A 21700-nucleotide genomic window follows, 5' to 3' on the forward strand; every position below is an offset into this window, starting at 1 on the left:
AAACGCGCCATGCCGGCCACTTGCAGACCGGTTCGCCATTATATAGGCCTCGGCTTGGCGGTCAAAATACTCATTGGGCCCTCAGGCACCGGATTTCATGCTATCCACGCTCAATTTCATCTCGCCGAGACGACGGGCCAGCGCACCGACGTTACCCGCCCCCTGGGTCAATACCAGATCCCCCTCGCCAATCAGGTCGGCCAGCACCGCGGGCACATCATCCGGCGTTGCGACAAAGATGGGCTCCAGGGTGCCGCGGGAGCGGATGGAACGGCACAAGGCACGGCCATCGGCACCGGGAATGGGCTCCTCACCGGCGGCATAGACCTCCAGCATCACCAGCACGTCCACCTTGGAAAGCACATCCGCGAAATCTTCGTAGAGATCCCGGGTCCGGCTGTAGCGGTGCGGCTGGAACACCATCACCAGCCGCTTCTCGGGCCAGCCGGCACGAGCGGCGTTGATGGTCACCTTCACTTCGCTCGGGTGATGACCGTAATCGTCCACCAACATGGCCTTGCCACGGCCGGTTTCGAACTCGCCATATTGCTGGAAACGGCGCCCCACCCCTTCAAACTTGGAAAGTGCCTGGATGATGGCCTCGTCGCCGATGCCGTCTTCGGTTGCCACCGCGATGGCGGCGGCGGCGTTGAGGGCGTTGTGGATGCCCGGCAGATTCAGGGTCACCTCCAGCTCACCCGCCCCTGCACGGCGCACCCGGAAGCGGCTGCGATTGCTGGTCTGCACGAAGTCCAGCACCTGCACATCGGCATCATCGCTCAGACCGTAGGTGAGGGTAGGACGGGCTATCTCCGGCAGCATGCCGCGGATCACGGGGTCATCCACGCACACCACGGCCAGGCCGTAGAACGGCAGGTTGTGCAGGAAATCGATGAAGGTGGCCTTCAACCTGGAGAAATCGCCACCATAGGTGTCCATGTGATCCGCTTCGATATTGGTCACGATGGAGACCATGGGTTGCAGATGCAGGAAGGAGGCGTCGCTCTCGTCCGCCTCGGCAATCAGATAACGGCTGCTGCCCAGGCGGGCATTGGTGCCGGCGCTGTTGAGCAGACCGCCGATGACGAAGGTGGGATCGCGATCCGCCTCGGCATAGATGCTCGCCACCAGACTGGTGGTGGTGGTCTTGCCGTGGGTCCCGGCGATGGCGATGCCGTGACGAAAGCGCATCAGCTCAGCCAGCATTTCGGCGCGGCGCACCACGGGAATACGCAGCTCGCGGGCAGCCAGCAGCTCGGGGTTGTCCTGCTTGATGGCGGTGGAAACCACCACCACGCTGGCACCGTCCACATGCTCGGCACAGTGACCGACAAAGATGTGTGCACCCAAAGAGGCCAGGCGTTCGGTCACCCCGTTGCGGGCCAGATCCGAGCCGGTCACCTGATACCCTTCATTGGCAAGCACTTCCGCAATACCGCCCATACCGGCGCCACCGATGCCGATGAAGTGGATGCGACGCACGCGGCGCATTTCGGGGATAACGGTACGCAGTTTTGCCAGTTCAACCTTGGTCATAGTTCTTTCTCAATTCGCGGCCACAGGCCATTTTCATTCGGCGACATTCATCAGTTCGAAGACAGAAGCGGGGCCTTGGCGGCACATCTTGGCCTTCCATCTCGTTTGGCTCAGCCGGTGGCGAGCCGTTTGCACTCATCGGCAACCCGTTCGGCAGCATCGATGATGGCGACCCGGCGCGCGGCCTGGGCCATGTTCAACAGAGTTTCCCTGCGCCCGGCGAGCCAGGAGAGGCGCGACGCCAGCGCCGCCGGCGTCAGCTCGGACTGGGGCAGGAACTCGGCCGCACCGCCGTCGACCAGGGTCAGGGCGTTGCGGGTCTGGTGATCGTCCACCGCATGGGGCAGGGGCACGAAGATGGCGGCCACACCGGCAGCGGCCACTTCGGAGACGGTCAATGCGCCGGCGCGGCACACCACCAGGTCAGCCCAGGCATAGGCATCCGCCATGTCCTTGATAAATTCACTCACCTCGGCCTCGACCCCCAGCCCGGCATAGGAGGCAGCCACGGCCTCCCCGTTGCCCTTGCCGCACTGGTGACGCACCTCGATGGGCACACCGGCAACTGCAACCGCAGGAGGCACCTGCTCGTTGAGGACCCGGGCCCCCAGGCTGCCACCGACCACAAGCAGGCGCAGAGGATTGCTGCTGCTGCGCAGTTGGGGATCCGGCAGCGCCACCACCTCGGGGCGCACCGGGTTGCCCACCACGGCGGTACGGGCATTGGGGGCGAAGGCACCGGGGAAGGCCATCAGTACCCGCCTGGCGATACGGGCCAGCAGCTTGTTGGTCAGACCGGCGGCGGCATTCTGCTCGTGCAGCAGCAGCGGAATGCCGGACAGCCAGGCGGCCACGCCACCCGGGCCGGAGGCGAAGCCCCCCATGCCCAGCACCACATCGGGCTGGATGGTCTTGAGCACCTGGCGGGCCTGCAGCACGGATTTGATGACACGGTAGGGCGCCGCGAGCAGACGCTTGATGCCGTTGCCACGCACCCCCTGGATGTCGATGAAGGAGATGGGATAACCATGGGCAGGCACCAGCTCCGCCTCCATCCGGTCGGCAGTGCCGAGCCAGTGGATGGTCCAGCCCTGGGCCTTGAGGCGATCGGCGACGGCCAGGCCGGGGAACACATGGCCCCCGGTACCACCCGCCATCACCAGTAACGTCTTGCTCACGCAACCTCCCGCACGCGCGCCTGGGCACTCGCCTGGCGCAACTCGAAATCGATACGAATCAACATGCTCACCGCCACCATCATGATGATGAGACTGGAGCCGCCATAACTGACCAGCGGCAGGGTCAGCCCCTTGGTAGGCATCATGCCGCTGGCGGCACCGACGTTGACGAAAGTCTGGAAGCTGAACCAGATGCCGATGCCGATGGCCAGATAACCTTCATAGAGCCGCTCGGCCACCAGCGCCTGGTGACCCAGCTTGAGCGCCTTCACCGCCAGCGCAAAAATCAGGAAGAGTGCGCCAAGCACCCCCACGTAGCCCAGCTCTTCGCCCAGAATGGCGAACACGAAGTCGGTGTGGGCCTCCGGCAGGTACTCCATCTTCTGGATGGAGTTGCCGAGCCCCTCGCCAAACCAGCTCCCCCGACCAAAGGCCATCAGGGACTGGGTCAGCTGATAGCCGCTGCCAAAGGGATCGGCCCAGGGGTCGAGGAAGGAGGTCACCCGCCGCATCCGGTAGGGCTCCGCGATGATCAGGGTCACCACGGCGCTCACCCCCACCAGGATGAGACCGATGAACTGCACCAGCCGGGCACCGGCCAGGAACAGCATCCCGAGGGAGGTGACGAACATCACCACCACTGACCCGAGATCCGGCTGGGCCAGCAGCAGGATGGCCACCACGAACAGCACCGCCATGGGTTTCATGAAACCGATGAAGCGTTCGCGCACCTCGCTCTGGCGGCGCACCAGATAGCCTGCCAGATAGACGAACAGCGCCAGCTTGCCGAACTCGGCCGGCTGCAGGTTGAAGGGGCCCAGCGGCAGCCAGCGTACCGAGCCGTTGACGCTGCGCCCCACCAGCAACACCATCACCAGCAGCACGATGGCCAGCAGCAACATGGGGCCGTTGTAGTGCTGCCAACGTGCCATGGGTACCTGCAACACGAACCAGGAGATACCCAGCGCCATCACCAGGAACATGCCGTGGCGCTTCACGAACATGAAGGGATCGTTGTTGATGGCGATCCCCTCAGGAATGGAAGCGGACGCCACTATTACCAGCCCGACGCCCATCAGGGCGAGTGCCAGCACCACCAGCTGCCGATCGTAGAGACCGGCGGGGCGCGCCGGTAGCAACCAGCGCTGCAAGAATCCCGCAACCACGCGCAGGGCGTTCATAAGCCCATCACCAGTTCGGTGAAGCGATCGCCGCGCGCTTCAAAGGATTTGAACTGATCCAGGCTCGCGCAGGCCGGAGCCAGCAGCACCCAGTCACCGGGCCTGGCATCGACCGCCGCCTTGGCGACAGCAGCGTCAAGATCGGCAACCCGCTCGGTCTGTTCGCCCAGGGCCAGCAGCACCTCGGCATCCTGGCCAAAGCAGTACATGTGATCGATCTGGCTGCCGAGCAGGGCCTGCACCGGGCCGAAGTCCTGCCCCTTGCCCTGGCCACCGGCCAGCAGCAGCAGTCGGCCCTTGACCGCTTCACGTACCCCGGCCACGGCGGCCAAGGTCGCCCCCACGTTGGTGGCCTTGGAGTCGTTGATCCAGCGCACCCCATTTACCTCCCGCACGAAACGGGCACGGTGAGGCAGGCCTTCAAAGCGGCGCAGCACGGCAAGTTGTGCCTCGCGGGGAATGCCCACCGCATCGCACAGGGCCATGGCCGCCAGGGCATTGGCCTGGTTGTGGGCACCCACTATCTTCATCTCGTCCACCGCCAGGAGCGGCTCGCCGTGCAAAGTCAGCCAGTGACGGCCCTCCAGCTCGCAGCGACCGTAGCCGTTGCAGTCGAGGCCGAAACTCTGCCACACCTGACCCACATCGGGCAGGGTCTGGGGATCGTCGCGATTGATCAGGATGTGCTGGGAGTGCTGATGGATCTCCATCTTGGCGGCGCGGTAATCCGCCATGCCGGCATAGCGATCCATATGATCTTCACTGAGGTTCAGGACCACGGAGGCGGCGGCCCGCAGGCTGCAGGTGGTCTCGAGCTGGAAGCTGGAGAGTTCCAGCACGCAGAGATCCATGGGCTGCTTGAGGAGCGACAGCGCCGGGGTGCCGATATTGCCCCCCACACCGACCTTGAGTCCCGCCTCGGCGATCATCTCACCCACTAGCGTGGTGACCGTGCTCTTGCCGTTGGAGCCGGTGATGGCGATGACGGGCGTCTGGGTTTCACGCACGAACAGTTCGATGTCACCGACGATGCGCACTCCGAACTCGGCGGCGGCCTTCAACTCCGGAGTCGCCAGGGCGATGCCCGGGCTCGCCACTATCATGTGCGCCTGCTTGAGCCGCTCAGCGTCCAACCCGTGGATGAGCTCCACCTCGGGGGGAAGCTCGTCCTTGCCCGGCGGATTGGCACGGGTGTCCATCACCAGCGGCGTGACGCCGCGGTCGAGGAAGTAATCGACGCAGGAGAGTCCGGTTTTGCCGAGTCCGATGATGATGACCATGGCTTACCTCACCTTCAGGGTGGCGAGGCCAAGCAGCACCAGCATGAGGGTGATGATCCAGAAGCGCACGATGACGCGCGGCTCCGGCCAGCCCTTCTTCTCATAGTGGTGATGGATGGGGGCCATGCGGAAGATCCGCACGCCGCGCAGTTTGTAGGATCCGACCTGCAGGATCACCGAGACGGTCTCCATCACGAAGACCCCCCCCATGATCACCAGCAGGAACTCCTGGCGCACCAGCACGGCGATGGTACCGAGCGCGCCGCCCAGGGCCAGGGAACCCACATCCCCCATGAAGACCTGGGCCGGGTAGGTGTTGAACCAGAGGAAGCCCAGGCCCGCGCCCACAATGGCGGTACAGACGATCACCAGCTCGGAGGTGTAGGGCACGTAGGGAATGTGCAGGTAGTTCGCGAAGTTGACGTTACCGGTCGCCCAGGCGATCAGGGCGAAGCCCCCCGCCACCATCACGGTGGGCATGATGGCGAGGCCATCCAGGCCATCGGTCAGGTTGACCGCGTTGGAAGTACCGACGATGACGAAGTAGGTCAGCAGGATGAACATCAGGCCGAGCTGGGGCATCACATCCTTGAGGAAGGGGACCACCAGCTGGGTCTGACCATCGTGGGTGGCCGTGGCGTAGAGGAAGACTGCCACACCCAGCGCGACCGCGGACTGCCAGAAGTACTTCCAGCGGGCGATGAGGCCGTCGGTGTTCTTGCGCACCACCTTGAGATAGTCATCGGCAAAACCGATGGCGCCATAGGCCCCCAGCACGAACAGCACCAGCCAGACATAGGGGTTGTCGAGGCGGCACCAGAGCAGCACAGAAGTGAAAATGGCTGCAATGATCATCAGGCCGCCCATGGTCGGGGTGCCCTTCTTGCTGAGATGGGATTCGGGACCGTCGTTGCGGATCACCTGGCCGAACTTCATGATCTGCAGGCGACGGATGAGGCGCGGCCCCATCCAGAGCGCCACCACCAGACCGGTGATGATCGACAGGATGGCGCGAAACGTCAGGTAGGAGAAGACGTTGAAGAAGGTGAAGTGCGGGGTGAGAAGTTCCGCCAGCCAGACTAGCATGTGGCTGACTCCTGATGGCCCTTGACCATCTCGACGATATCTTCCATGCGGGAGCCACGGGCGCCCTTGACCAGAATCGAAATTTCCTGATGTGTCTTTATCATTTGCGCAAGCACTTCAAACAACGACGCCTTGTTATCGAAATGTCGGCCAGCCGCGGCATCTGCGGTGTGGCGACTCTGTTCCCCTACGGTCAGCACGGCATCGAGGCCCTGCTCACGGGCGTGGTGTCCGACCCGGGCATGCTGCGCGGCGGACTCCTCACCCAACTCTTTCATGTCACCGAATACCAGCACCTTGTAGCCGTTCATGGCGGTCAGGGCATCGATACCCGCCAGCACGGACTCCACGCTGGCGTTGTAGGTGTCATCCACCAGGGTGAGGCCACCCCAGCGTTGCACGCAGAAACGGCCCTTGACCGGCGCCATCTGCTCCAGCCCCGCCTTGACGGACGCAAGCGATGCGCCCAGGGCCAGGGTCCCGGCGGCAGCAGCCAGGGCGTTGGCCACGTTGTGGCGGCCCGGAATGGCCAGGGTCAGGTTCACCTCTCCCTGGGGCGTCACCATCACGAACCCGGCACAACCCTGCTCGTTGAGCACGATGTCGCGGGCGTGGAACGGCTGACGCTGATCCTCGAGGGAGAAGGCGCACTGGATGCCCTTTTCACGCCACTTCGGCCAGAACTCGTTGTCGGCATTGACGATGGCGGTGCCGCCCTCGCCTAACCCTTCGAAGATTTCGCTCTTGGCATGGAACACCCCTTCCAGGGAGCCAAAGCCTTCCAGGTGCGCGGCAGCGACGTTGTTGATGATGGCGGCGTCGGGTCTGGCGAGCGACGTGGTCCAGGCGATCTCACCCGGGTGGTTGGCTCCCAGCTCCATCACCGCGAACTGGTGTTGCGGCTCGAGGCGCAGCAAGGTCAGCGGCACCCCCACCTCGTTGTTGAAGTTGCCGGCGGTGGCCAGCACCTCCCCTTCACAACGCAGGATGGCCGTCGCCATCTCCTTCACCGTGGTTTTGCCACAGCTGCCGGTGATGGCGAGCACTTTCGGATTGATGCGCTCGCGCACCAGCCTGCCCAGACGCCCAAGCCCCTTGAGGGTGTCGCCCACCACCAGTTGTGGAATGGCCAGCGGCAATTCGCGCTCCACCAGCAGGGCACTGGCGCCGGCGGCAACCGCCTGGTCGCAGAAATCGTGGGCGTCGAAACGCTCGCCGCGCAGGGCCACGAACAGCGCCCCCGCGCCCAGGGTACGGGTGTCGGTGCTGACCGCCGTGATCTCATGGTCGCCCCCGATCAGACGGGCATCGAGCACCTGCGCCAGGTCGGCAAGCCTGAGGGTCATCATTTGAATGACTCCATTAATGTGTGCAAGGCGGCTGCGACGGTTTCCCGATCGCTGTAGTGCCGCTTGTCGGTTCCAATGATCTGATAATCCTCGTGGCCTTTGCCGGCCACCAGGATGATGTCCTCTTTGCTCGCTTGGCTCAGTGCCAACTGGATTGCCTTGGTCCTGTCGTGCTCGATCTGCACGGCGCCGGGATCGCGAAGACCCGCCACCATGTCGGCCATGATCCGGGCCGGCTCCTCGGTACGGGGATTGTCGTCGGTCAGGATCACGCAGTCCGCATGCTGCTCCGCCATGGCAGCCATCATGGGACGCTTGCCGCGATCCCTGTCGCCGCCGCATCCCACCAGGCACCAGAGCCGGCCGTGACAGTGCACCCGCAGGGCCTGCAATGCCTTCTCCAGCGCATCCGGGGTGTGGGCGTAATCGACCACGGCGAGCGGTGCATCGCCACCGCCGAAGCACTCCATGCGACCGGTCACCGGTTGCAGTCTGGGGGCCGTCGCCAGCAGGTCATCGAAGTCGTAGCCGAGCACCAGCATGGCACCCATGGCGCCCAGCACGTTGCTGACGTTGAAGCGGCCGAGCAAGGGGGCGGATAATACACCATTCCCCCAGCTGGAGTTAATGCGCGTATCAAAACCTTGTTGGTGGAAATGGGGATCCTGCGCCGTCAGTTGTCGTCCAGCATGGTTTTCAATCGGACCATGAACCCCGAAGGCCACTGCACCGGGATAGGTCGCCAGCCATTGCCGTCCCAGATGGTCATCGGCGTTGATGACGGCGCAAGGCTCATCCACCAGCTTCAGCAGCTCCTCCTTGGCGGCGGCATAGGCCTCCATGGTGCCGTGATAGTCCAGATGATCCCGGCTCAGGTTGGTGAAGACTGCCGCGGCAAACGGCAGGGCCGCCACGCGATGCTGCACCAGACCGTGGCTGGAGACCTCCATCGCCACCAGATCGGCCCCCTGCTGCTGCAAGGCGGCCAGATTGGCCTGCACCTGGACCGCGCTGCCCGTGGTGTTCTCTGCTTCGATGAGCTCGCCAAACAGACCGTTGCCTATGGTGCCCATGACCCCGGCCTTGCCCCCCAGCAGGGTGCGCCAGTTGGCCACCAGCAGGGCCGTGGTGCTCTTGCCGTTGGTGCCCGTGATGCCCACCAGTTGCAACTTTTGCGCAGGGTGACCGTAGAAATGACCGGCCAGCTCGGAGAGACGAGCGGGAAGATCCCTCATGCCGATGCAGGGGATCTGGGTCGCCGGAGGGACGAATTCTCCGTCCTCCTCAAACAGCACGGCGGTCGCTCCCTGAGCCACCGCCTGTTCGATGAAGCGCCTGCCATCCACCTGATGGCCACGAATCGCCACGAAGAGCGAGCCGGGACCGACCCGCCGGCTGTCGAGCTGGAGATCGGTGAGGGAAAGCGCCGGGGCATCGATGCCGAAGCGGCTCATCAGTTGATCAAGTGTGCGGGGCGGCATGGGAAGCCTCCGAAAATGCGGGAATGCGGGCGCTCGTACACGCCATGGAAAACGCCCCGACAGCAGCGGGGCCGATGGAAAAAGCCGGATGCCCGTCAAGTACGCGGTGCGCCATTGTTGGCCTCCGTGCGGGCAAGCTTGGCGGGTACCTCGGGCGGGATCGCATCGGGACGGATGTTGAAGAGCTGCAACACGCCTCCCATGGCCTCCGCAAAGGGCGGGGTCGCCACGGCACCGCCGTAGTAGGCATCCCCCTTGGGTTCGTTGATCACCACCACCATGACGAAACGGGGATTGCTGGCCGGCGCGAAACCGGCAAACCAGGCCATGTAGTCCTTGCCATAGCCCCCAGCCACGGCCACCTTGGCGGTACCACTCTTGCCACCGACCCGATAACCGGGGATCTGGGCCTTGGGAATGGCATTGCTGACCACGTACTCCAGCGCCTGCAACATGGCAGCGGCGTTGTTGTGATCGATGACCTGCTCACCCTTGGGCGGCTTGGTCACCTTGATGATGGAGAGCGGCACCCGCTTGCCCTTGTTGGCCAGGGTGGCGTAGGCGGAGGCCAGCTGCAGCGGGGTCACTCGCAGACCATAACCGAACGACAGGGTGGCTCGCTCGATGTCGGACCAGCGGCGACGCTGGGGCAGCATGCCGCTGCTCTCCCCCATCAGGCCGCTGCCGGTGTCCATGCCGAATCCCACCATGCTCAGGGTATTGATCATCTCCTGGGCCGGCATCCGCAGCGCGATGCGCGACATGCCGATGTTGGAGGAGTAGCGCAGGATGTCGTACAGGTTGGTCGCCTTGTGGATACTCACGTCACGGATCTGCTTGGCCCCGATGAAGAGGGGACCGCCCGGGATGAAGTCCTTCCAGCTGGTGACACCGGCTTGCAAGGCACTAAGCAAAATCAATGGCTTGACCGTGGAACCCGGCTCATAGGTATCGGTCACCACCCGGTTTCGCACCCGGAAACTCTGGTACTGGCCGCGGTTGTTCGGGTTGTAGGAGGGGGTGTTGACCATGGCGAGCACCTCGCCGGTCTTCACATCCAGCATCACCATGGAGCCGGAGGTGGCCTTGTTCTCGTCGGTAGCCCGTTTGAGGGCGCGATAGGCCAGCGCCTGCACCCGCTGATCGATGCTCAGTTGCAGATCGTTGGCGTGTTTGCCCTCTTTCACCAGGCCAAGTCGCTCGATGACGCGGCCCTGCCTGTCCTTGCGCACCCGCATCTCGCCAGGGGTCGCGGTCAGCCACTCGTTGTAGCTGCGCTCAATCCCCTCGATGCCGCTGCCATCGATGTTGGTCACCCCCACCAGGTGGGAGCTTATCTCGCCGGTCGGGTAGAAACGGCGCGCCTCGGGGCGCAGATAGATGCCCCCCAGCTTCAACCCCTTGATGTACTCGGCCACCGCAGGCGTCACCTGACGCTGCAGATAGACGAAGCGCTTGCTCGGGTTGGCGATGCGATGCTTGAGGGTGTTGATGTCGAGCTTGAGCACCGCGGAGAGTGCCAGCCAGGCACGCTCGTTGTGGATGGCACCGGACTCATGCACCGTCTTGGGATCAGCCCAGACCGCTTCGACCGGTACGGATACCGCCAACTGTTCGCCATTGCGGTCCGTGATCATGCCGCGCACCGCCTGGGTGGAGGTGGTGCGCAGGGAGCGCATGTCCCCCTCCTGGCGCAGTCTGTCCGGATCGATCACCTGGATCCAGGCCAGCCGCAGGATCAGCCCCGCAAACGCGATGCCGATGAAGAAAACCAGGGTACGAAAGCGCCACGGGTAGAGTGAGGGTGCTTTCGCCTTGGCTTTGTCCTTTGCCGGAGCCTTGGTGGCGGCCTTGCGTGTCATGGTTGTGTAATTACCTTTTCAGTGGTCACCAGGGGACGAGCCATCTGCAACTTGTCCATGGCCAGACTCGCCACCCGGGAGTGCTCAGCCAGTGTGCCCTGTTCCAGCAAGAGGTGGCGCCACTCGATGTTGAGCCTGTCCTCCTCCGCCATCAGATCGTTCTGCTTGGCCGTCAGACCCCGGGTCATGTTGGTCACCAGGATCACCGCAAAGGCGGTGACCAGCACTGCGACGGTCAACAGGACCTGCAACTTGTGGCGCCAGAGATCCGCAACGATCTCCCTGGCGAGGTGAACGCGCACGTCGCTCATCGCTTACTCCGCAAGACGCTCTGCGACCCGCAGCACCGAGCTGCGGGACCGGGTGTTTTCATTGACCTCGTGCTCGGAAGGCTTGAGCGCCTTGCCGATCGACTTCAGCTTGCGACCACCGGCCAGCTGGGCTTCGGTCAGGGGGATGCCGTGGGGTACTTCCGGACCTTTCTCATGCTTGCGAATGAAATGCTTCACCAGCCGATCTTCCAGAGAGTGGAAGCTGATGACGGAGAGACGACCGTGAGGAGCCAGCACGTCCAGCGCGCCGTTGAGGGCGGTTTCAATTTCGTCCAGCTCGCTGTTGATGTAGATGCGAATGGCCTGGAAGCTGCGGGTCGCCGCGTGCTTGCCCTTCTCCTTGCTCGGGTTGACCCGGGCAATCATCTCCGCCAGCTGGCGGGTGCGCACATAGGGCTCTGTCACCCGATCGTGCACGATGGCGCGAGCAATCTTCTTGGCGAAGCGCTCCTCACCGAAGGTTTTCAGCACCCAGGCGATGTCGTCCACATCGGCACGGGCCAGCCACTCGGCGGCACTCTGACCGGAGGTGGGATCCATCCTCATGTCGAGCGGGCCGTCCTTCATGAAGCTGAAGCCACGTTCGGCATCGTCAAGCTGGGGGGAGGAGACCCCGAGATCCAGCAGGAAGCCATCGACCTTGCCCAGCAGACCGCGCTCTGTCAGATAGCGGGTGATGCCGGAGAAGGGACCGTGCACGATCTCGAAACGGGGATCCTGGATCTTGGCCGCCTCGGCAATGGCCTGGGGATCCCGGTCGATGGCGATCAGACGGCCATTGGGGCCCAGATGCTGGAGAATGAGACGAGAGTGACCCCCCCGACCAAAGGTACCGTCGACGTAGATACCGTCCGGCTTGATGGCCAGCCCTTCGACGGCTTCGTGCAACAGCACTGTGATGTGTTCAGCGGCTTGGGTCATTTATAAAGAAAAATCCTGTAGTCGTGGTGAACTTGCCCAGTCGTCCTCGGGCAGGCCCAGGATGTCGTCGTTGATCTGTTGTTGCCAGCGGGCTTCATCCCACAGCTCGAATTTGTTGAGCTGGCCCACCAGCATGACTTTCTTGTCCAGCCCGGCATGGCTGCGCAGCGGCTGGCTGAGCAGCAGACGGCCGTTGCCATCCAGTTCGCATTCGGCCGCGTGGCCGAGCAGCAGACGCTGCAGGCGGCGTTCCGCCGGGTTGGTGCTGGAAAGGGTCTTCAGCTTGCGCTCCACCTCTTCCCATTCATTCAGGGGATAAAGCAGCAGACAGGGATGGGCGATGTCGATGGTGCAGACCAGCTGGCCGTCGCATTCGTCGCGCAGCCAATCACGAAATTTGGTCGGAATCGCCAACCGCCCCTTGCTGTCCAGGCTGATGGCGTGAGCGCCACGCAACAAATTGCAGTCCCCGAAGGTGAGTTATGGGGGCTAGATGCCCAATAAAACCACTTTGATCCACTTTTCTCCACCATGAAGTTTAAGGACGAGCAGGGGGCTTTTCAAGCAAGGATCTCGGGCATGGGGAACATATTGACGCAGCGTGATGGGACTACCGATTAAATGAATTGATTTTCCACAAGTTATTTGTGTTACCCGCAACTCGATTAATTTTCAGCAATTAAAAAACTGACAAATTGCACGAATAAACATCAGCCATGCAGGCCGCGCTTCTCCAGCGCCATCACGATATTCAGAACATGGAAAAATTCCACATAACAGATTGATATAAAATACATTTGTTAAACATAGCTAGCCCAACAGTAAATATCACGAGTCAACCGAGGCAGTACTTTATGGTTAATAAAAAGAGCCTTGCGATAAATCGCAAGGCTCTTCAGGAAAGAGGTCGGAGTCGGCCTGTAAGCCGGGTTCTGTACCGGGTTGCCCCGGGTAGCAATCATTCCTCTAGGCCAGCAATCGCTCGCTGGCTCAAGCAACCTACCCGCCCCCAACGCGGGCCGCGCCAATAGGGGCCTATTTGGTCTTGCTTCGGGTGGAGTTTACCGTGCCACGAACTGTTGCCAGTCGCGCGGTGCGCTCTTACCGCACCCTTTCACCCTTACCTGATCCCTTGCGGGCCATCGGCGGTCTGCTCTCTGTTGCACTGGTCGTAGGCTCGCGCCCCCCAGGCGTTACCTGGCACCCTGCCCTGTGAAGCCCGGACTTTCCTCCCCTCCGCCCGTCTGTCCCGAGGGACACAACGACGAAGCAGCGATTGCCCAGCCAACTCCGAGGCGCGGATTATAGCCTCGCGAGACGGACGGGGTAAACCGTCAATTCCGGTTTACGGCAATTAATAGTGCTCGAGACCGTATTTGTAGAGGGCGTTCTTCTTCACCCCGTGGATCTCGGCGGTGAGGGCTGCAGCCTTCTTGAGGGGCAGCTCGCTGACCAGCAGGCCCAGGGTGCGGATCGCCTCCGCAGGCAACTCGTCATCCACCTTGCTGGCACCGGCGACCACCAGCACGATCTCCCCGCGGCAACGGTTATCGTCCTCTCCGAGCCAGGCCAGCATCTCGGAGGCGGGCAGACCGTGGATGGACTCGAAGGTCTTGGTCAGCTCGCGGCACACCACCACCTGGCGCTCGCCAAGGATGCGAGCAATCGCTTCCACGGTATCCTGCACCCGGCGCGGCGATTCGTAGAACACCAGAGAGCGGGTGTCTTCGATGACGGCTTGCAGGCGATCATCCCGCCCCTTGGCCTTGGCCGGCAGGAAACCCTCGAAGGCGAAGCGGTCGGTGGGCAGCCCGGCGGCGGACAGCGCCGTGATGGCAGCGCAGGGACCGGGCAGCGGCACCACCTTGACCCCGGCTTCGCGACAACGGGTGACCAGGTGATAACCGGGGTCGCTGATGAGCGGCGTCCCCGCATCGGAGACCAGGGCCACGCTCTTGCCCTCCTTGATGCGGGCGATCAGCACATCCGCCTTTTGCTGCTCGTTGTGATCGTGCAGGGCAAAGGTCGATACCGAGATCTGGTAGTGGCTGAGCAGGATCCCGGTATGCCGGGTATCCTCGGCGGCCACCAGATCGACGCTGCGCAGCACGTCCAGTGCTCGCTGGGTGATGTCGGCCAGATTGCCGATCGGAGTGGGGACTATATACAGGGTTGGGATGTCACTCATGGGAGCTCCGAGTGTCCCGACAATTGTGTCGCCATATTGGCCCGTTTACACTATGGAGAATTTCAACACTGGTCGGGGAATGAACTTGAACCGGGTTATAAAGCAGCTAAGTGTATCACGACTCTTCGGCATCCTACTCGCGGCAGTCCTGCTCGCCGCCTGTGCGTCGGAGCCCAATCAATCTTCCGGACAACCCGGCATGCCGTCAGCCTTCTCGGATCTGACCAAGAATGCCCAGTGGTATCTGGAGCAGGTGGATCCCGCCAAACCGGCAGAGGCCTTCGTGTGGCAGATGATGGCAGCGCGCAGCTATCTGGCGCTCGGCCAGGCCAAACCGGCTGCCGCCCTGTATCAGCAGTTGCAGAAGCAGGCGAAGAGCCCGGTGCAGCAGGCGCAGTTGCAACTGCTGCAGGCACACCTGCTACTCGCCCAGGGCAACGCCAACCAGGCGCTGATCCTGCTGGAAGGCAAGCCGGATGTGGTGCTGGATGCCGCTACCCAGAAGGACTGGTACCGCCAGCGCGTGGTGCTGCAGCTCGACATCAACAACAAGTTTGGTGCGGCCAAGTCGCTGATCCTGCTGGAACCTTATCTGGCCAAGAATGAGCTGGCCACCAATCACCAGCAGATCTGGTCACTGCTGAAAAGCATGACCCCCTCCACCCTGCAGGCGCTCGAAGAGGAGCCAGCTCCCGATGTGACCACCGGCTGGCTGCGACTGGCGGCACTGGTGAACGAATTCGGGGCACAGCCGAGCCAGCTGGCCCGCCAACTTGCTGGCTGGAAGCAGAGCTTCCCGAACCACCCGGCCCAGACCGACATGCCGGCCGGCCTTGGGGATCTCGCTACTACGGACAACGGTTCGCTGCAGCAGATCGCCGTCTTCCTGCCACTCTCCGGCAACCTGGAAGCCCAGGGCGCCGCCATCCGCAACGGCATGTTGATGTCCTACAAGGAAAACCAGAGCCAGTTCACCCTGAACTTCTACGATACCCAGGGCAAGGCGATGGGGGATCTCTACAAACAGGCGATTCAGGAAGGGGCCAACATGATCATCGGCCCCCTGCTCAAGGATCAGGTGGAGGAGCTGCTCAAGTCGAGTCCGACCGTGCCGGTGCTGGCGCTCAACGAGCTGGACAAGCCGATCGTCAACGACAACACCTTCTATTTCTCGCTCTCCGCCGCTGCCGATGCGAGCCAGGCGGCCCAGTACCTCTATGGTCAGGGCTACCGCAAGCCGCTGCTGATCGCGGCACAAGGCCGGATTGGCTACAGCAGTATCAAGGCGTTTGAACAGGCCTGGGCCGGCGTCAGCCAGGAGAAGCCCGTGGTTGCCACCTTCGGGGCGCGCAACGAAGTGCAGGGCATGGTCAAGAACGCTCTGAGCGGCCGTTCCACGGCTCGAGCCGGGGAGATTGTCCAGCTGTCCGATGCTGCGCCGCGCAGCATCGACGCCGTCTATGTGGTGGCCAACAGCCTGGAGACCCGGATGATCAAGCCCTATGTGGACATCTCGGTCAATCCCATGGGCAGCCTGCCCATCTACAGCAGCTCGCGGGGATACGACGGCGGGACGACCGAGGTAGCATCCGAGCTCAACGGCATGCATATCTCCGACATGCCACTGCTGCTGGGTGGCTTCGAGACGCAGCGTGAACAGATTGCTCTGCTCTGGCCCCAGACCCAGGGCGACCTGCTGCGCCTGTTCGCCCTCGGTTACGATGCCGTCAGCCTGGCAGGCAACCTGCCGCAAATGCGCAAGGTCAATGCCATGCAGCAACCCGGCATGAGCGGCCAGCTGAGCGTGGATCCCCAGGGCAACATAGTGCGCATGCTGGACTGGGCCACCTACCAGAATGGCAAGCTGGTCAGCGACAGCGCCGCCCCCCAGCTGGAGGATGCGACTCATGAAGAGGCTACTGACACAACTTCACCAGCAGTGGTTGAACCTGTTGCCGTCGGCAGCGACGAGCAAGGGACAACACTTTGAACAAATAGCGGAACGCTGGTTGCAGGCCCGCGGCCTGCAACCCGTGACCCGCAACTACCGCTGCCGTGGCGGCGAGATCGATCTCATCATGCGCCAGGGAGAGACCCTGGTATTCGTTGAAGTGAGATATCGCGCCAACGCCACCCATGGCGGTGCAGCCAGCTCGGTCACCCGGCGCAAGCAGCACAAGATCGTGCTGGCCGCGCGCCACTATTTCAAGCAACATGCCATCAATGAGGCCAACCAGGCCTGTCGATTCGATGTGATCGCGTTCGAGGGCGACCAGCCGGACTGGATCCAGAACGCGTTTTAAGAGGACCCCATGACTGATCCCATCAAAGAGAATTACACCGAAAGCATCCAGACCAAGATAGCTGCCGCCGAAGCACTGCCGGATGCCATCCATACGGCAGCCCAGATGCTGACCATCTGCCTGCTCAATGGCCACAAGGTGATGGCATGTGGCAATGGTCCTTCCTCGGCATTGGCACAGCTGTTCATTTCCGAACTGGTGAACTGCTATGAAACTCCTCGCCCCTCCCTGCCCGGTCTCGCCCTGACGCCCGACATGGCGACCATCAGCGCCATCGCCACGGATCACGGTTTCGAAGAGGTCTATGCCAAACAGATACGTGCTCTGGGACAACCAGGCGACATCCTGGTGGTCATCACCACGACAGGCAACAGCCGCAGCCTGATCAAGGCTGCGGAGGCCGCCCTCTCCCGCGACATGACCATCATTGTTCTCGGTGGCGGAGACGGGGGAGAGATCGCCGGTCTGCTGGGCCCCAATGACGTGGAGATCCGCGTTCCTTCCGCTCGCCGTCCTCGTATTCTGGAAGTGAACCTGTTGACCCTGCACTGTCTCTGTGATCTCATCGACCAGACACTTTTCCCGCAACAGGAAGACTGAAACCATGAAGAAGCCTATTCTCGCTCTTGCCCTGCTGACCGGCGTCCTGCTGCTGCAAGGCTGTGCTGCCGTGGTGGTCGGTGGCGCGGCTGGCACCGCCAAAGCGAGCGGCGATCGCCGCACCCTGGGTGCCCAGTGGGACGATCAGACCATAGAGCTGAAAGCCGCCAACCTGTTGGCCGACAACAAGCCCCTGAGCGCCGCCAGCAAGATCAGTGTCTACAGCAACAACGGCCGTGTGCTGCTGGTGGGTCAGACACCCTCTGACGCTTACAAACAGGAAGCGGGCAGAATCGTGAGCCGGATTGAAGGGGTTCGCCATGTCTACAACGAGCTGCGCCTTGGCAAACCAGTCAGTATCGGCGTGCGCAGCAATGACACCTGGATCACCTCCAAGGTGCGGGCCGACATGCTGGGCACCAAGAACTTCGACAGCGCCAAGGTGAAGGTTGTCACCGAGAATGGCGAGGTATTCCTCATTGGGCTGGTCACCCGCCAGGAAGGGGATCAGGCCGTAGAAATCGCCCGCCACGTCAGTGGCGTTAAGCAGGTGATCAAAGCCTTCGAGTTTGCCCAGAATTGACCATCTGGCAGGATGAAAAAACGCAGCCTTCAGGCTGCGTTTTTTATTTGATGACTTTCAGGGTCGGGCGACCGCTCGGGCGCGGTGGTTCCGGCTCGGGCTCAACCGGCGTGGGTGTCTGTGCCTGTTCCAGCCAGAGGTCATACCCGGGCTCCGGCGGGAACAGGGTGCCCACTCCGTTCTCCCTGGCATGGATGGCCAGTACGGCCGCCATGGGGATATAGACCTGCTGCGATACGCCACCGAAACGGGCGCTGAAGCTGACAGCGTCATTGTCCATGTGGAACTGGCCCACGGCCCGGGGGGCGATGTTCAGAACAATCTGGCCATCCTGCACGAACTGCATCGGTACCATCACATGGGGAATGTTGGCATTGACCACAAGATGGGGAGTCAGATCGTTATCCAGCAACCAGTCAAAAAACGCCCGCAGCAGATACGGGCGACTGGGTGTCATTGTCGGTTCCATGCTCATACGCCGGCACGGATCTCGCGCTCGGCCTCGGTCAGGGAAGCCTGGAAGGATTCACGCTCGAACAGGCGTACCATGTAAGCCTTCAGCTCTTTGGCGCCACGGCCGGTGAAATCGATGCCCAGGCTCGGCAGACGCCACAGCAACGGCGCCATGTAGCAGTCGACCAGACCGAACTCTTCGCTCATGAAGTAGGGCATCTCGCCGAAGATGGGGGCGATGGCCAGCAGGTTGTCGCGCAACTCGGCACGGGCGGCTTCGGTATCGGTGCCCGCCATGATCTTGTCGGCCAGAGAGTACCAGTCCAGCTCGATGCGGTGCATCATCAGACGGCTGTTGCCGCGCGCGACCGGATAAACCGGCATCAGGGGCGGATGCGGGAAACGCTCGTCCAGATACTCCATGATGATGCGCGAGGTGTACAACGCCAGCTCGCGATCCACCAGAGTCGGTACAGTGTTGTACGGGTTCAGCTCGGCCAGCTCATCCGGCAGGTTGGCAGGATCAACCTGGCAGATATCCACGCTAACACCCTTCTCCGCCAGGACAATACGCACCTGATGGCTGAACATATCGTTGGCACCGGAAAACAGCGTCATTACCGAACGCTTATTGGCAGCTACAGCCATTGAACCCTCCCGTCATTAAAAAGCAGAAACGGCAATGAAGCATGTCTGTCTTCATTGCCGTGCGTCATATTACTCCGATCTGGTCGCTTAGTGAACGTCGCGCCAGAATTCCTTCTTCAACAGCACAGTGAAGATGAAGAAGATAGCGATGAATCCGAGTACCCAGAAGCCCATGCGTTCGCGCTCCTGCTGCACCGGCTCAGCCGAGTAGACCAAGAAGTTTACCAGATCCAGTACCGTCTGATCATATTCTTCGTTGTTCATTTCACCGTTGCCGTCAGATTTGATGCTGACGACTTGCTGCATCTCCACGCCATCCAGGGTGTGCGTCTCGAACTCGGCGCGGGGCGTCCCCTGCAACGGCTCCAGCACATGGGGCATACCCACGGACGGGAAGACGGCGTTGTTCACCCCGAATGGACGGGTCTCGTCCACGTAGAAGGAACGCAGATAGGTGTAGATCCAGTCTGCACCACGCACCCGGGCAACCAGAGTCAGGTCGGGAGGTGGCGCACCGAACCAGCGAGCAGCATCCTTCTCGGACATGGCGCTCTTCATCAGATCGCCGATCTTGGCGCCGGTGAAGACCAGGTTTTCCTTCATCAGATCGTCCGGAATACCGATGTCGGCCGCCACCCGGTTATAACGCTGGTACTGGGTGGAGTGACAGCCTGCACAGTAGTTCATGAAGGTGGCGGCCCCCCGTTGCAGGGATGCCTTGTCACTCAGATCGTACTCCGCCTTGTCGAGGGGGAAGCCACCGCCAGAGGCCAACACCAGACCAGGCAGCAGGGCCAGCACTGCAAAAATTATTCTTTTCATTTGAATGTCACCCTCTCCGGCAGCGGCTTGGTGTTCTCATTCTTGCTGTAGAAGAACAACAGGACGAAGAATCCGAAATAACCCAGAGTACAGAGCTGTGCAATCAGCGTCAGGGTCGGGGTTGATGGCAGCACGCCCAGCACCCCCAGGATAATGAAGCAGACCACGAACTGGGCGATGTTCAGCTTGTGCAGGGTGCTGCGGTAACGCACCGAGCGCACCTTGCAACGATCCAGCCAGGGCAACAGGAACAGCACCACGATGGAGAGGCCCATCATGATGACCCCCAGCAGCTTGTCCGGCACCGCACGCAGGATGGCGTAGAAGGGGGTGAAGTACCAGACCGGGGCGATATGCGCCGGTGTCTTCAGGCCGTTGGCCACCTCAAAGTTCGGTTTCTCGAGGAAATAGCCCCACATATCCGGCTTGAAGAAGATGATGGCACAGAAGAAGAACAGGAAACCGGCTACCCCGATCATGTCCTTCACGGTGAAATAGGGGTGGAACGCGACCGCATCCAGTGGCCAGCCGTTCTCGTCCTTGTGCTTCTTGATGTCGATGCCATCGGGGTTGTTGGAGCCCACTTCGTGCAGCGCCAGGATATGCATGGCCACCAGCATCACCAGTACCAGCGGCAGAGCGATGACGTGCAGCGCAAAGAAGCGGTTCAGGGTCGCACCCGAGATGACATAGTCCCCCCGGATCCACAGGGTCAGATCGTCACCGATAACGGGGATGGCACCGAACAGCGAGATGATGACCTGGGCCCCCCAGAACGACATCTGCCCCCAAGGCAGCAGGTAACCCATGAAGGCCTCGGCCATCAGCACCAGGAAGATCAGCATGCCGAAGATCCACAGCAGTTCCCGTGGCTTCTGGTAAGAGCCGTAGATCATGCCGCGGAACATGTGCAGGTAAACCACGATGAAGAAGGCGGATGCCCCGGTGGAGTGCATATAACGCAGCAGCCAGCCATAATCCACATCCCGCATGATGTATTCCACGGAAGCGAAGGCACCTTCCGCCGAAGGGTTGTAGTTCATGGTCAGCCAGATGCCGGTGATGATCTGGTTGACCAGCACCAACATGGCAAGCGAGCCGAAGAAGTACCAGAAGTTCAGGTTCTTGGGCGCCGGATACTTGGCCATATGGTCGTTGTACATGGCCGTGAGCGGGAAACGATCATCGATCCAGCCCATGAGTTTGGCAAACATGGTCAGGCCTCCTTGCCATCGGCACCAACCAGAATGGTGGTGTCGCTAAGAAATTGGTATGGCGGAATGACCAGGTTCAGCGGTGCGGGGACGCCCTGGAACACTCGACCAGCCATGTCGAATTTGGAGCCATGGCAGGGGCAGAAGAAGCCGGAAGTTACCCCTTGAACCTGCTCGCCGAAGCTGTCGGGCAAATAGGAAGGGGAGCATCCCAGATGAGTGCAGATGCCAACGGCCACGAAGATTTCCGGTTTGATGGATCTGTAGCCATTGTGGGCATAGTCCGGTTGCTGTGGCTCGTCTGACGCAGGATCCCGCAGCTTGTCATCGTGTGCAGCCAGAGCATCCAGCGTCTGCTTGGTGCGCTTCACCACCCAGACCGGTTTGCCACGCCACTCGACGCGGATTAGCTGACCCGGCTCCAGCTTGCTGATATCCACTTCAACCGGGGCGCCTGCCGCCTTGGCTTTGGCACTCGGATTCCATGACTTAATAAACGGCACTGCGGTAAAAGCAGCTCCTACACCGCCAACGGCAACCGTTGACCAGGTAAGAAATCTGCGGCGACCGGTATCAACTGGCGCATTGCTCATCCAAAAACTCTCCCATGTGGACTCCGCTCATTCTTATAGTGTCCCTGTTTACTTCTCCTCTCCCTCTGACAACTGCAATGGAAGCGGAGT

General features: G+C 61.8%; 21 protein-coding genes and 1 other RNA gene. 4 read left to right on the forward strand and 18 right to left on the reverse strand.

Features of this window, described 5'->3' with window-relative positions:
- Positions 1-81: 81 nt before the first annotated feature.
- From murC to rsmI, 13 genes are all read right to left on the reverse strand, one after another.
- A complete protein-coding gene (gene murC / locus AB5Y68_RS07625) occupies positions 82-1536 on the reverse strand; it encodes a UDP-N-acetylmuramate--L-alanine ligase (protein WP_039040494.1) in 1455 nt (484 codons plus the stop codon).
- A 110-nt stretch (positions 1537-1646) separates the two neighbouring features.
- Complete coding sequence (gene murG, locus AB5Y68_RS07630; protein ID WP_039040493.1) at positions 1647-2714, reverse strand: undecaprenyldiphospho-muramoylpentapeptide beta-N-acetylglucosaminyltransferase; 1068 nt, start codon at positions 2712-2714, stop codon at positions 1647-1649.
- On the reverse strand, positions 2711-3895 hold the full coding sequence (ftsW, locus tag AB5Y68_RS07635; protein WP_010675836.1) for a cell division protein FtsW: 1185 nt from the start codon (positions 3893-3895) through the stop codon (positions 2711-2713). The genes murG and ftsW overlap by 4 nt, the downstream gene beginning before the upstream one ends.
- Positions 3892-5175: a UDP-N-acetylmuramoyl-L-alanine--D-glutamate ligase gene (gene murD / locus AB5Y68_RS07640; protein WP_039040492.1), complete on the reverse strand. Its 1284-nt coding sequence runs from the start codon at positions 5173-5175 to the stop codon at positions 3892-3894. The genes ftsW and murD overlap by 4 nt, the downstream gene beginning before the upstream one ends.
- A 3-nt stretch (positions 5176-5178) precedes the next feature.
- A complete protein-coding gene (gene mraY / locus AB5Y68_RS07645) occupies positions 5179-6261 on the reverse strand; it encodes a phospho-N-acetylmuramoyl-pentapeptide-transferase (protein ID WP_010675838.1) in 1083 nt (360 codons plus the stop codon).
- Positions 6255-7610 carry a UDP-N-acetylmuramoyl-tripeptide--D-alanyl-D-alanine ligase gene (gene murF, locus AB5Y68_RS07650; protein ID WP_039040491.1) on the reverse strand — a complete coding sequence of 452 codons (1356 nt, stop codon included), beginning with the start codon at positions 7608-7610 and terminating at the stop codon, positions 6255-6257. The genes mraY and murF overlap by 7 nt, the downstream gene beginning before the upstream one ends.
- A complete protein-coding gene (gene murE / locus AB5Y68_RS07655) occupies positions 7607-9091 on the reverse strand; it encodes a UDP-N-acetylmuramoyl-L-alanyl-D-glutamate--2,6-diaminopimelate ligase (RefSeq protein WP_039040490.1) in 1485 nt (494 codons plus the stop codon). The genes murF and murE overlap by 4 nt, the downstream gene beginning before the upstream one ends.
- A 95-nt stretch (positions 9092-9186) precedes the next feature.
- On the reverse strand, positions 9187-10953 hold the full coding sequence (locus AB5Y68_RS07660; protein WP_010675841.1) for a peptidoglycan glycosyltransferase FtsI: 1767 nt from the start codon (positions 10951-10953) through the stop codon (positions 9187-9189).
- Complete coding sequence (gene ftsL / locus AB5Y68_RS07665; RefSeq protein ID WP_010675842.1) at positions 10950-11264, reverse strand: cell division protein FtsL; 315 nt, start codon at positions 11262-11264, stop codon at positions 10950-10952. Before ftsL ends, AB5Y68_RS07660 begins: the two co-directional genes overlap by 4 nt.
- Before the next feature lie 3 nt (positions 11265-11267).
- Positions 11268-12206, reverse strand: a complete 939-nt coding sequence (gene rsmH / locus AB5Y68_RS07670) for a 16S rRNA (cytosine(1402)-N(4))-methyltransferase RsmH (protein ID WP_010675843.1) — start codon at positions 12204-12206, stop codon at positions 11268-11270.
- Positions 12207-12665 carry a division/cell wall cluster transcriptional repressor MraZ gene (gene mraZ, locus AB5Y68_RS07675; RefSeq protein ID WP_039040489.1) on the reverse strand — a complete coding sequence of 153 codons (459 nt, stop codon included), beginning with the start codon at positions 12663-12665 and terminating at the stop codon, positions 12207-12209.
- A gap of 446 nt (positions 12666-13111) precedes the next feature.
- An RNA gene (rnpB, locus tag AB5Y68_RS07680) (RNase P RNA component class A) lies at positions 13112-13498 on the reverse strand.
- Between the two features lie 62 nt (positions 13499-13560).
- Entirely contained in the window at positions 13561-14394 is an 834-nt protein-coding gene (gene rsmI / locus AB5Y68_RS07685; RefSeq protein ID WP_039040488.1) for a 16S rRNA (cytidine(1402)-2'-O)-methyltransferase, read from the reverse strand.
- 199 nt (positions 14395-14593) lie between these two features.
- Here rsmI and AB5Y68_RS07690 point away from each other — a divergent pair, with 199 nt between their 5' ends.
- From AB5Y68_RS07690 to dolP, 4 genes are read left to right on the forward strand one after another with little or no spacing between them, the layout of a single operon-like run.
- Positions 14594-16384 (forward strand): penicillin-binding protein activator, encoded by a 1791-nt coding sequence (locus tag AB5Y68_RS07690; RefSeq protein WP_368207053.1) that lies wholly within the window; start codon positions 14594-14596, stop codon positions 16382-16384.
- Complete coding sequence (locus tag AB5Y68_RS07695) at positions 16302-16697, forward strand: YraN family protein (protein WP_080770042.1); 396 nt, start codon at positions 16302-16304, stop codon at positions 16695-16697. The genes AB5Y68_RS07690 and AB5Y68_RS07695 overlap by 83 nt, the downstream gene beginning before the upstream one ends.
- Before the next feature lie 9 nt (positions 16698-16706).
- Positions 16707-17297: an SIS domain-containing protein gene (locus AB5Y68_RS07700; protein WP_010675848.1), complete on the forward strand. Its 591-nt coding sequence runs from the start codon at positions 16707-16709 to the stop codon at positions 17295-17297.
- A gap of 4 nt (positions 17298-17301) precedes the next feature.
- Complete coding sequence (dolP, locus tag AB5Y68_RS07705) at positions 17302-17880, forward strand: division/outer membrane stress-associated lipid-binding lipoprotein (protein ID WP_010675849.1); 579 nt, start codon at positions 17302-17304, stop codon at positions 17878-17880.
- A 43-nt stretch (positions 17881-17923) separates the two neighbouring features.
- Here the strand turns inward: dolP and AB5Y68_RS07710 are convergent, their stop codons facing one another.
- From AB5Y68_RS07710 to petA, 5 genes are all read right to left on the reverse strand, one after another.
- Positions 17924-18355: a ClpXP protease specificity-enhancing factor gene (locus AB5Y68_RS07710; RefSeq protein ID WP_039040486.1), complete on the reverse strand. Its 432-nt coding sequence runs from the start codon at positions 18353-18355 to the stop codon at positions 17924-17926.
- Positions 18352-18981, reverse strand: coding sequence for a stringent starvation protein SspA (gene sspA, locus AB5Y68_RS07715; protein ID WP_039040485.1), 630 nt, complete (start codon positions 18979-18981; stop codon positions 18352-18354). Before sspA ends, AB5Y68_RS07710 begins: the two co-directional genes overlap by 4 nt.
- Positions 18982-19068: 87 nt before the next feature.
- Positions 19069-19803 (reverse strand): cytochrome c1, encoded by a 735-nt coding sequence (locus AB5Y68_RS07720; protein ID WP_039040484.1) that lies wholly within the window; start codon positions 19801-19803, stop codon positions 19069-19071.
- Complete coding sequence (locus AB5Y68_RS07725; protein ID WP_010675853.1) at positions 19800-21017, reverse strand: cytochrome bc complex cytochrome b subunit; 1218 nt, start codon at positions 21015-21017, stop codon at positions 19800-19802. Before AB5Y68_RS07725 ends, AB5Y68_RS07720 begins: the two co-directional genes overlap by 4 nt.
- Before the next feature lie 2 nt (positions 21018-21019).
- The gene (gene petA, locus AB5Y68_RS07730; RefSeq protein WP_010675854.1) at positions 21020-21610 is read right to left on the reverse strand and encodes a ubiquinol-cytochrome c reductase iron-sulfur subunit; all 591 of its coding nucleotides are present in this window, start codon (positions 21608-21610) and stop codon (positions 21020-21022) included.
- Positions 21611-21700 lie beyond the last annotated feature (90 nt).

Source organism: Aeromonas sp. R6-1 (assembly GCF_040908165.1).
Taxonomy (GTDB): Bacteria; Pseudomonadota; Gammaproteobacteria; order Enterobacterales; family Aeromonadaceae; genus Aeromonas; species Aeromonas caviae.

Excerpts from the sequence above, each read along its gene's own strand:
- murC (WP_039040494.1), bottom strand. The coding sequence starts at position 1,536 with ATGACCAAGGTTGAACTGGCAAAACTGCGTACCGTTATCCCCGAAATG.
- ftsW (WP_010675836.1), bottom strand. The coding sequence starts at position 3,895 with ATGAACGCCCTGCGCGTGGTTGCGGGATTCTTGCAGCGCTGGTTGCTA.
- murD (WP_039040492.1), bottom strand. The coding sequence starts at position 5,175 with ATGGTCATCATCATCGGACTCGGCAAAACCGGACTCTCCTGCGTCGAT.
- mraY (WP_010675838.1), bottom strand. The coding sequence starts at position 6,261 with ATGCTAGTCTGGCTGGCGGAACTTCTCACCCCGCACTTCACCTTCTTC.
- murF (WP_039040491.1), bottom strand. The coding sequence starts at position 7,610 with ATGATGACCCTCAGGCTTGCCGACCTGGCGCAGGTGCTCGATGCCCGT.
- murE (WP_039040490.1), bottom strand. The coding sequence starts at position 9,091 with ATGCCGCCCCGCACACTTGATCAACTGATGAGCCGCTTCGGCATCGAT.
- AB5Y68_RS07660 (WP_010675841.1), bottom strand. The coding sequence starts at position 10,953 with ATGACACGCAAGGCCGCCACCAAGGCTCCGGCAAAGGACAAAGCCAAG.
- ftsL (WP_010675842.1), bottom strand. The coding sequence starts at position 11,264 with ATGAGCGACGTGCGCGTTCACCTCGCCAGGGAGATCGTTGCGGATCTC.
- rsmH (WP_010675843.1), bottom strand. The coding sequence starts at position 12,206 with ATGACCCAAGCCGCTGAACACATCACAGTGCTGTTGCACGAAGCCGTC.
- rsmI (WP_039040488.1), bottom strand. The coding sequence starts at position 14,394 with ATGAGTGACATCCCAACCCTGTATATAGTCCCCACTCCGATCGGCAAT.
- AB5Y68_RS07690 (WP_368207053.1), top strand. The coding sequence starts at position 14,594 with ATGCCGTCAGCCTTCTCGGATCTGACCAAGAATGCCCAGTGGTATCTG.
- AB5Y68_RS07695 (WP_080770042.1), top strand. The coding sequence starts at position 16,302 with ATGAAGAGGCTACTGACACAACTTCACCAGCAGTGGTTGAACCTGTTG.
- AB5Y68_RS07700 (WP_010675848.1), top strand. The coding sequence starts at position 16,707 with ATGACTGATCCCATCAAAGAGAATTACACCGAAAGCATCCAGACCAAG.
- dolP (WP_010675849.1), top strand. The coding sequence starts at position 17,302 with ATGAAGAAGCCTATTCTCGCTCTTGCCCTGCTGACCGGCGTCCTGCTG.
- AB5Y68_RS07710 (WP_039040486.1), bottom strand. The coding sequence starts at position 18,355 with ATGAGCATGGAACCGACAATGACACCCAGTCGCCCGTATCTGCTGCGG.
- sspA (WP_039040485.1), bottom strand. The coding sequence starts at position 18,981 with ATGGCTGTAGCTGCCAATAAGCGTTCGGTAATGACGCTGTTTTCCGGT.
- AB5Y68_RS07720 (WP_039040484.1), bottom strand. The coding sequence starts at position 19,803 with ATGAAAAGAATAATTTTTGCAGTGCTGGCCCTGCTGCCTGGTCTGGTG.
- AB5Y68_RS07725 (WP_010675853.1), bottom strand. The coding sequence starts at position 21,017 with ATGTTTGCCAAACTCATGGGCTGGATCGATGATCGTTTCCCGCTCACG.
- petA (WP_010675854.1), bottom strand. The coding sequence starts at position 21,610 with ATGAGCAATGCGCCAGTTGATACCGGTCGCCGCAGATTTCTTACCTGG.